Below are 10,349 nucleotides of genomic sequence, written 5' to 3'. Positions count from 1 at the left end.
AAAATCATTTCTTCTGGTCCACAAAGGAAAACTTCGCTTACTTCTTTTGGATCGATGATATTTTGCAAGAAATATTCAATTTTTGATTTATCAATACGACCACTCAAAATCTCAGCATCAGCCGTTTCACGACTCAAGATATTGTAAACGCTAATGCGTTCCATGTATCTATTTTTTAATGCTTCGATTTCTTCTTTAAAAATAATCGAACTTTTGTTTCTGTTTCCATATAACAGCACAAATTGACTGTTAGGTTCTGTTTGTAGAACTGTTTTGATAATCGAAAGTACTGGTGTAATTCCAGATCCCGCCACAATTCCTACATATAACTTTTTGTTGTCTTCGTGTACTTCTGTAAAGAAATTTCCTTGTGGAGTCATTACATCAAGAACATCGCCAACTTTGATTGTATCGTTAACAAATGTCGAGAAAATTCCATCCTCAATTTTCTTTACAGCAACTCTTAATTCATTATCCAAAGGACTTGAACAAATTGAGTAAGAACGTCTAATTTCTTCGTTATTGTGAAAATTCTTAAACGTTAAATATTGACCATGTTTGAATTTGAATTCTTGGTTTAATTCTTCTGGCACTTCAAATGTAACGGATACACAATCTGGTGTTTCCTTTTTTACATTTTTAACGCGTAATTGGTGAAAATTTATAGCCATATTATTTTTGAAATCCGTTAATTAATAGTGTCATTAAGTCATTTTCTAACTGCTCTGGTGAGATATCTCGTCCAGGTTTGTACCACAATTCTATCCAACGTAATGATGATAATAAAGTAAATAAAGCAACCGAAACATTCAAATCTTTAAATTCACCTGCTGCAATTCCTGCTTTGATAAGATTGGCGATTCTTTTTTCGTATCCTTTTCGAATTGTTTTATACAAATCCTTTTTCGTATCCGAAAGATTTTTCCAATCATTATTTGCAACAGAAACTTCGTTTGGCTCATCAATAATCATTCTGACATGCAATTGAATTAAATCTCTCAATTTCTGAACATTTGATTCGTTTGTATCTTCGATCGAGCTAATGTGAGAAACATATTGATTAGCAACTTTAAAACAAATCTCTTCTAAAATTTCGTCTTTCGAACGAATATGATTGTATAAACTTGCGGCTTCCATTCCAACCTTTTCAGCCAGTTCACGCATTGATGTTGCCGAATAACCTTTTTGTTTAAAGATTAAGGCAGCTTCTTGAATAATCAGTTCTTTTTTACTTTGTTTAGGCATATATTTATAAATGTCTGTTATCGATGATTCGGTTTAATTTTCCTCCTTCACTTTTCGGAAGTTCATCAACTTGATACAATTTAACATTCATTCCTAATCCAATATTGTCTCTAATTTTTTTGTGAATATTAGAGATTAATTTGCAACATGCATGATTAGATTCGTCGTTCAAATTATCACAAGTGAAACCTTGGCTTGCAAAATAGTCAGGATTAATTTCAAATCCAACTTCTACAGCATCCATATTTTTAGGTTTTGTTAAAACTACTTGATAATTTGGCGATAATTCTGGAAATTCTGGAATAAAATCAGCGATTTGTGTGTGAAAGAAATTTACACCTCTAATAATCATCATATCATCTGCACGACCAATAATTGGTCCCATTTTGATATGCGTTCTTTTCTTAGAATATTCGTACGTAAGGGTTGTGATATCTCCCGTCCAATAACGCACCAATGGTAAAGCTTCTTTTGTTAACGTTGTAATCACTAAAACTCCAGGTTGTCCATAAGGCACAGGCTCACCTGTTTTCTCGTCTACAATCTCTGGAAAGAAGTGGTCTTCCCAAATGTAAGATCCTGTTCCTTGCTCTTCATAATCTTCATTAGATACACCAGGTCCGATAATTTCGCTCAATCCATAGATATTAGAAGCTTTGATGTTTAAACTTCCTTCTACTTCTTGACGTAATGCTTCTGACCATGGTTCTGATCCTAAAATCGCAAACTTAAGATTTAAGCTTTCTAATGATTCGCCTCTTTTCTTGATTTCCTCAGCTACTGTTAATGCATACGATGGTGTTGCACAAATCGCATCAGCCTGAAAATCTTTCAACAACATGATTTGTTTTTCAGTATTTCCACCAGAAATAGGAATAACTGTCATTCCTAATTTTTCTGCTCCATAATGTAATCCCAAACCTCCAGTAAACAAACCATAACCATAGGCATTTTGTAATGTCATTCCTGGTTCGCATCCAGAAGCTGCTAAAGAACGTGCTACTACTTCTGAAAATAATTCGATGTCGTTTTTGGTATAACCTACAACTGTTGGTTTTCCTGTTGTGCCACTTGAACAATGTAAACGGATTACGTTGCTCTTTGGTTCTGCAAATAATCCGAACGGATAGTTCTCTCTTAAATGTGTTTTTTTGGTGAAAGGTAATTTGTGTAGATCTTCAACACCTTTGATGTCTTCTGGTTTTATTCCAGCTGCATCAAATGCTTCTTTGTAAAAAGGTACATTGTTGTACACTTTTTGTAACATATTTTGAAGTCTTTCGTTTTGAAGAACGCGCAATTTTTCAATTGGCATTTGTTCTATCTCGGGATTAAATATCATAATTTTTGCAGATTTTGATTTTTGATAACAACAAATTTAATCAAAAAATTAACATAAACTAACGAACGTTAGTTTTTTTGGTGTAAAATTTACAATTATAATTAACTATCACACTAATTAATAATATAAAACATTATTAATCAACACCTTTAACTTTTCTGCATTTGGTAACATTTCTGTTTCTAAAGTCGAATTTAATGGAATTGCTGGCATATCTTGCGCTCCTAACACACGAATTGGTGCATCTAAATACTCAAAACACTCTTCATTAATTAAGCCTGAAATGCTCTGTGCAAAAGAGTTTTGCTTCACTTCTTCTGTCAAAACAATACAACGATTATGTTTTTTTACACTATTAAAGATAGTTTCTTCATCTAACGGAACTAATGTTCGTAAATCGATTATTTCGACTTGATTAGGAAAATCTTTCGCAGCTTGTTTTGCCCAATACACTCCCATTCCGTATGTAATAATCGAAACAGAATTATGATTTTGAGAAGATTCAGCCGTTAAAACTTCACGTGCTTTACCAAAAGGCAATACATAATCTTCGTCCGGCTCAACTGTCGCAGCATCTTCTGTTCCTTTTATTTTACTCCAATACAACCCTTTGTGCTCTAGCATTACCACAGGATTTGGATCGTAATAAGCTGCTTTCATCAAACCTTTCAAATCCGCTCCAGTAGATGGATACGCAATTTTAATTCCTTTAATATTCGTCAAAACACTTTCTACAGAACTTGAATGATAAGGGCCTCCACTTCCGTACGCACCAATTGGCACACGTAAAATCATCGAAACAGGCCATTTACCATTCGATAAGTAATTAGAACGCGCTACTTCTGTAAACAATTGATTAAGACCTGGCCAAATATAATCTGCAAATTGCACCTCAACAATTGGTTTTAAGCCAACTGCAGACATTCCAACTGTAGATCCGATTATAAACGCTTCTTGAATTGGTGTATTAAATACACGATTTTTACCATATTGTTTTGCTAAAGTTGCTGCTTCACGAAAAACTCCGCCCAAACGCAATCCTACATCTTGTCCATATAATAAAGCTTCTGGATGTTCTGCCATCAATTCGCGAATCGCAAATAATGCAGAATCTACCATTACTGTTTTTTCTTTTCCTTCTGGTGAACGATTTCCTTTTTCTTCGTTAATCGGTGTTGGCGCAAAAACATGCGTATATAAATCTTCGGGATGAGGATCTTCTGCTTTTAACGCTTCTTGATATTCAGCCTGAACTTGTTCTTTTATCTTATTTTCAATTTCGATTAAATCAATTTCATCGAAACCTTCATTTAATAATGTATCCTTTAATTTTTCGTAAGGATCACGAGATTGTGCTTCCTCTAAATCATCTCTGTACCATTCTTTGCGAACGCCAGATGTATGATGATTCAATAAAGGAACTTTTGCATGAACCAAAATCGGACGACGTTCTGTACGAATAATTTCAATTGCACGTTGAATCGTTTCAAAAGAAGCCAAGAAATCCGTTCCATCAACCACAAAAACCTCTAAACCTTTGAAACCTTTCGCATAATGGGCGATATCCTGCGCACGAATTTCATCTGCCGATGCAGAAATATCCCATTCGTTATCTTGAACCAAATATAAAATTGGCAATTGTTTCAGTGCTGCCATTTGGAAAGCTTCTGCCACTTCGCCTTCTGTACAAGACGCATCTCCTAATGAACAAACCGCAATTGGTTTTACATCTTCGTCACAAAGACCTTCTAATTCTTTGTACTGCATTCCCATCGCAATTCCCGTTGTTGGAATCGCTTGCATTCCCGTTGCACTACTCTGATGTGGAATTTTCGGCATATTATCACGACGCAAACTTGGATGAGAATAATAGGTTCTTCCTCCAGAAAAAATATCGTCGCGTTTTGCTAATAATTGCAGCATCAATTCATAAGGCGTAATTCCGATTGATAGTAACATTGCATCGTCACGGTAATAAGCGCTTAAATAATCTTGTGGTAATAATTGTAATCCTGTTGCAATTTGAATTGCTTCGTGTCCACGCGCTGTTGCGTGTACATATTTGCTTGTTACAGCTTTATTTTCTTCGTATAATTCGGTTAAAGATTTTGCAGTAACCAATAATTCGTATGCTTGTTTAAGTAATGTTCTTGTTGATAATGTGGTTTCCATTCTGATTAAATTTGCGTGTTAACATCCCAATTCTCCATGTAATCTGAAATTCGTTTCAAGAAAACACCTCCCAAAGATCCGTCTATCACACGATGATCAAACGAAAGTGACAAATACATAAATTGTCTTGCTACGATAATATCTCCAAATTCAGTTTCTAAAACCGCAGGTTTTTTCTTGATCACACCAGTCGCTAAAATTGCCACTTCAGGTTGATTGATAATTGGCGTTCCCATCAAATTACCAAAAGTCCCCACATTACTTATTGTGAACGTTCCTCCACGAACATCATCTGGCGAAAGTTTATTATTTCTTGCTTTATCTACAATTGAATTTACACCTTTTGCTAAACCTTCTAAATTTAATTCATTGGCTTGATGAATAACAGGAACAATCAAATTATTGTTTGGTAAAGCCGTTGCAATTCCAATATTTATCTCATTGTGTTTGATTATTTTAGTCTCAGTCTCATCAACTGATACATTAATCATAGGAAAGTCTTTAATTGCTCGTACAACACAATCTACAATTAACGGCGTAAACGTTAATTTCTGTTTGTATTTTGCTTCAAAAGGAGCTTTATTTTCTTCGCGCCATTTCACAAAATTCGTTACATCAGGTTCAACATAAGCCGTCACATGAGGCGAAGTTTGTTTACTCTTTTTCATGTGTTTCGAAATCACTTGACGCATTTTATCCATCTCAATGATTTCATCTTTCGCTCCAAAAGAAGAACTTGAAACTATATTATTTTGACTTAAAGTATTACTTGAATTATTAGTTGTAAATGATTTATTTTGAATATAATTCATTACATCATTTTTCGAAATTCTTCCATCACGTCCAGAACCTTTTATTTGTGAAATATCAGTTGATTGAAGATTTTCTTTTTGAATAATACTTTTTACCAAAGGTGATAAAAATTGATTTGTATCGATTGAATTTATAGTTTGTGAAATTGTAACAGTTTCAATCTTTTTTTCTTCAACATTTTCAGTTTTTTGAGCTGATTGTTGTTGATTTTCTGAAAGCTCAATTAAAGCGAAAACTTCTCCAATTTTTATTTCATCTCCTTCATTAAATCTAAACTCAATAATCTTTCCAGCAGTTGTAGAAGACACATCAGAATCTACTTTATCCGTCGAAACTTCGGCAATTACCTCATCCTCTTGAATGAAATCGCCAACGTTTTTTGTAAAACGAACTAATTGTACAGACTCAACACTTTCTCCCAATTTTGGAATCGTTAGTTCTATATTCTTCATTTTATTTATTTGCAGTTTTGAGCGTTGAAGATAATGATTTTTTATAAAACTAATGAATGTTAGTTGAAATATTCATTGAAATTTTGCTTTTTTAGTGTAGCTATTACATTATCCAAAACTCAATTCTATTAAAACCTCATCACCAAACCAACTCCTGCTTGATTATTTTGATACACAGGAAAAACCATTGTTGCTATTTTTGACTCTTTATTCTTTGCAGAAAACCAATTGTTAATCGTAGGAAATAACCAATACGCCAATTCCGTCGATAAAATTCCTATTCCCGCTCCAGCAACAACATCTCCAACCCAATGGCGATTGTTGATAACACGATAAACACCTGTAAAAGCTGCCAAAGGATATCCAGCCAAACTCAACCAAAAATTAGAATCTTGATATTCTCGAAACATAAATTGAGCCGTAGAAAACGCATTCGCCGTATGTCCAGAAGGAAAAGAAAGATTGTTTGTACCATCGGGTCTTTCTTCTTGCACAGCGTGCTTTAACCCCATTACCAAACCTGTATTGATGATTTGAGAAGTTGCAAAAATTATTGTACGATCTCGTAAATTATGTTTCCCTTGAACGCCAGCCAAATTCAATCCATAAACCGCTGCTGCAGGTAAATATTGTGTATAATTATCAAATTTATTTCCTTTTGTTTTATCTTCTAAAATTTCGTTTTGAGTAGATTTATTTAAATTATCCAATGCTGGAATTGCCAAACTCAAACTTCCGTATGTAATTAAAGTCGCAGGAATAATCAACTTTTTGTCGTTGAAATGATAAACTTTATCTTCTGGATTAAATGTTTGCTTTGGAATAGAATCAAGTTGAATAGAATCGGTTTTAGTTTGCTGAATTGTATCTTGTGCATTTCCTTTTATCGAAAATATTGAAAGTAATACACAATTCATAACTATCGTTTTTGTTTTAATTTGGTTCATTTTCACATTCATTTTATTGAACAAATGTATTTGAAACCTCCTTACACAAAACTTAATATTTGATTAAGAAAAAAGCCATTAGAAATAATCCAATGGCTTTTAAAAATATCTATTTATAAATTTCCTCGACGTTCTTGTTCTCTTTCTAATGCTTCGAACAATGCTTTGAAATTACCTGCTCCAAACGATTGCGCTCCATGACGCTCGATAATTTCGTAGAATAATGTTGGACGATCTTCGACTGGTTTCGTAAAAATTTGTAACAAATAACCTTCTTCATCACAATCAACCAAAATTCCTAGATCTTGTAACTTCTTAATATCCTCATCAATTTCACCAACGCGCTCTGGAATCATATCGTAATAAGCCTCTGGTGGCGCTGATAAAAACTCAACTCCACGAGATTTAAGTTCTGTCACAGTTTTTACAATATCCTTAGTTGCAACTGCAATATGCTGCACTCCTTCTCCTTCGTAAAAATCTAAATATTCTTCTACTTGAGATTTCTTTTGACCTTCTGCAGGCTCATTAATAGGGAACTTTGAATAACCATTTCCGTTACTCATCACTTTCGACATTAATGCTGAATATTCTGTATTGATTTGTTTATCATCAAACGATAAAATATTTACAAATCCCATGACATCTTGGTACCAAGCAACCGCTTCGTTCATACGATTCCAACCCACATTACCAACGCAATGATCCACATACAATAAACCACAATCTGTTGGTTGATATGTTGATTCAGACTTCACATAGCCTGGCATAAAAGGACCTTCATAATTTTTACGTTCGATGAACATATGCACGGTTTCACCATATGTATAAATTCCAGACATTTTTACTTCACCAAACTCATCTGTAATCGTAGTTGGCTCCATATAAGGCTTCCCTCCACGTTTTGTTGTTTGCACAAAAGCATCATACGCATCATCTACCCAAAGTGCTAAAATTTTAACTCCATCACCATGTTTCATAGCATGTTGACAAATTGGAGAATCAGATTTTAAGCCAGATGTTAAAACTAAACGAATTTTCCCTTGTTGTAAAACATAAGAAGCTCTATCTCTCACTCCAGTTTCTGGGCCAGCATATGCAACTTCTTGAAATCCGAAAGCTGTTTTGTAATAATGTGCAGATTGTTTTGCATTACCAACATAAAATTCGATATAATCTGTTCCATTGATTGGAAGAAAATCTTGTGCTAATGCTATTTTTTCTGCAAATGTTTGTGTACTCATTTTATTGTGTTTTTTATTTTATTGTATTATGTAAAATGTATTGAGTTTTACTGTATATGATTTATTCAGTTTCTCTTGACTTAAAATATTTGATTTTCAATCAAGTTCATAATGACTTTTATAAAACCCTTTCTTAGATTATTCGACAAGCTCAGAATGACAATAAACTTAGAACTTAGAACTTAGAACTTAGAACTTAGAACTTAGAACAAAATTAAAATCTCTTAATAAAGCCAAGATTTATAATAATCTGGATCTTCTATTTCTAACGCTTGTTCGGTTAACATCAATGGTCTGAAAGGATCAATCATCACCGCTAATTCGTGTGTTTCTTTCGCTCCAATAGATTTTTCAACTGTTCCTGGATGTGGTCCATGCGGAATTCCTGCTGGATGTAATGTAATTTGCCCTTTCTCAACCGATTTTCTCGACATAAAATCTCCATCCACATAATATAAAATTTCATCAGAGTCTACATTACTATGGTTATAAGGAGCTGGAATCGCATTTGGATGATAATCGAAAAGACGTGGAACAAAACTACAAATCACAAAACCTGCACCTTCAAAAGTTTGATGAACAGGCGGTGGCTGATGAATACGACCTGTAATTGGCTCGAAATTATGAATAGAAAAAGCCCATGGATAATGATAACCATCCCAACCTACAAAATCAAAAGGATGAGTTCCATAAACATACGGATAAATTAATCCTTCTTTTTTGATCATAATCTTAAAATCTCCGTGTTCATCATTGGTTTCAAGATTTTGAGGACGTTTAATATCACGCTCACAAAAAGGTGAATGTTCCATTAATTGTCCAAAATGATTGCGATAACGACGAGGCGTTTCAACTGGACTAAATGATTCTGTAATAAATAGACGATTATTTGAATCATTAAAATTTAGCTGATAAATAATTCCGCGTGGAATCACTAAATAATCTCCATATTCAAATTCAATTTGTCCATAACCCGTTTTTAAAACTCCAGAACCTTCGTGAATAAAAATCACTTCATCCGCCATCGAATTTTTGTAGAAATAATCAGTCATCGACTCTTGTGGTGCAGCCAATGAAATATGCAAATCATTGTTTACCAAAACTGGCACACGAGATTCTAAATAATCTTTGGTTGGCTTTACTTTGAAACCTTTTAAAGATGTATGTTTTAAATGTTTTGCGCGAGCAATTTTTGGCTCTACCGAATAAGGTTCGCTAATCCCTTTTACCAAAGTTGGTGGATAACAGTGGTAAACATTGGAATACGTACTCGAAAATCCATGCGTAGAAACTAATTCTTCTGCATATAATTCTCCATTTGGTTTTCGGAATACCGTATGTCGCTTTTGTGGGAATTCTCCCAAATGATGATAAAGTGGCATATCGTATTTTGTTTGTTATTTTGATGAAAAGGGATATAGATGACGAGATTCGTCAACAAATAATCTGCAATATTCTAGTGTGAATATTGAGCAAATACAATTTTGGAAAGTAAAGCAGAAGTTTGCTTATTCATTCCAACAAATAAAGGTTTAATATTTTCTTTAATTGTTTGCATTTCTTTTCTGTGGCTATCTCAAAGATAGAAACATTTTTTGATTGTACAAAATACCTTACTAAAAAATGCTTTACAACAATTATTTTCAATATTTTTAAAAAACTACATATAACCCGTAGGGCATTATTGAACTAGATTAATTTTGAGATTATTTATGTTTCTTTATTGAGATACTGAATGGTTGTTAATACCGTTATTCTAGCTAAAATTCGCTGTTATATGAAAACGTATTACGTCAAGCGTAGAACGTAGCAAAAACCTATGCTTCTATTGTGGTTAGAAAAGATTATATATTCATTTTGGCTTGATCCAAAGCGAACCAAAAAAATCAAGTCCGTGCATACAAGTCGGTCAATAATTACTACTCACTAAATGCTTTAGAACATTCGCATAAGAAATGCGAACATAAATCATTGTTAACGCTCACTACGCCGAATTGACGCTCGACTCTTCAGCAATGACGGTTTTAAAATTCATTGTTAAAATGAATTTGAATATTGAAAAAGAATTAAGAAACTGGCATTAAAACTCACACGTTAAGAAAATGATTGAATAAAACGTAAAAAAGGTTTTAGC

The 10,349-nt window shown here is 33.6% G+C and carries 8 protein-coding genes; all 8 read right to left on the bottom strand.

Annotated features, from left to right (window positions below; genetic code table 11):
• The coding region (locus tag B2X73_RS01755) for an FAD-binding oxidoreductase (protein WP_291095605.1) at positions 1–671 on the bottom strand (671 nt) is incomplete at its 3' end.
• Between the two features lies 1 nt (position 672).
• Complete coding sequence (locus B2X73_RS01750) at positions 673–1,245, bottom strand: TetR/AcrR family transcriptional regulator (RefSeq protein WP_038335706.1); 573 nt, start codon at positions 1,243–1,245, stop codon at positions 673–675.
• Positions 1,246–1,249: 4 nt separating this feature from the next.
• Entirely contained in the window at positions 1,250–2,587 is a 1,338-nt protein-coding gene (locus B2X73_RS01745; protein ID WP_291095603.1) for a phenylacetate--CoA ligase family protein, read from the bottom strand.
• Between the two features lie 117 nt (positions 2,588–2,704).
• Positions 2,705–4,759 carry an alpha-ketoacid dehydrogenase subunit alpha/beta gene (locus tag B2X73_RS01740; protein ID WP_291094244.1) on the bottom strand — a complete coding sequence of 685 codons (2,055 nt, stop codon included), beginning with the start codon at positions 4,757–4,759 and terminating at the stop codon, positions 2,705–2,707.
• Positions 4,760–4,764: 5 nt separating this feature from the next.
• A complete protein-coding gene (locus B2X73_RS01735) occupies positions 4,765–6,024 on the bottom strand; it encodes a dihydrolipoamide acetyltransferase family protein (protein ID WP_291078217.1) in 1,260 nt (419 codons plus the stop codon).
• Positions 6,025–6,152: 128 nt separating this feature from the next.
• Complete coding sequence (locus tag B2X73_RS01730; RefSeq protein ID WP_291095601.1) at positions 6,153–6,941, bottom strand: phosphatase PAP2 family protein; 789 nt, start codon at positions 6,939–6,941, stop codon at positions 6,153–6,155.
• Positions 6,942–7,084: 143 nt separating this feature from the next.
• Positions 7,085–8,215: a 4-hydroxyphenylpyruvate dioxygenase gene (gene hppD, locus B2X73_RS01725; RefSeq protein WP_038335703.1), complete on the bottom strand. Its 1,131-nt coding sequence runs from the start codon at positions 8,213–8,215 to the stop codon at positions 7,085–7,087.
• Between the two features lie 224 nt (positions 8,216–8,439).
• Entirely contained in the window at positions 8,440–9,597 is a 1,158-nt protein-coding gene (locus tag B2X73_RS01720) for a homogentisate 1,2-dioxygenase (protein ID WP_291095599.1), read from the bottom strand.
• Between the last annotated feature and the right edge of the window lie 752 nt (positions 9,598–10,349).

This window comes from Empedobacter sp. UBA7252, assembly GCF_002472765.1.
GTDB lineage: Bacteria > Bacteroidota > Bacteroidia > Flavobacteriales > Weeksellaceae > Empedobacter > Empedobacter falsenii_B.
Note: the sequence above shows the minus strand (reverse complement) of the source record. Positions and strands in the feature narration are given on the sequence as shown.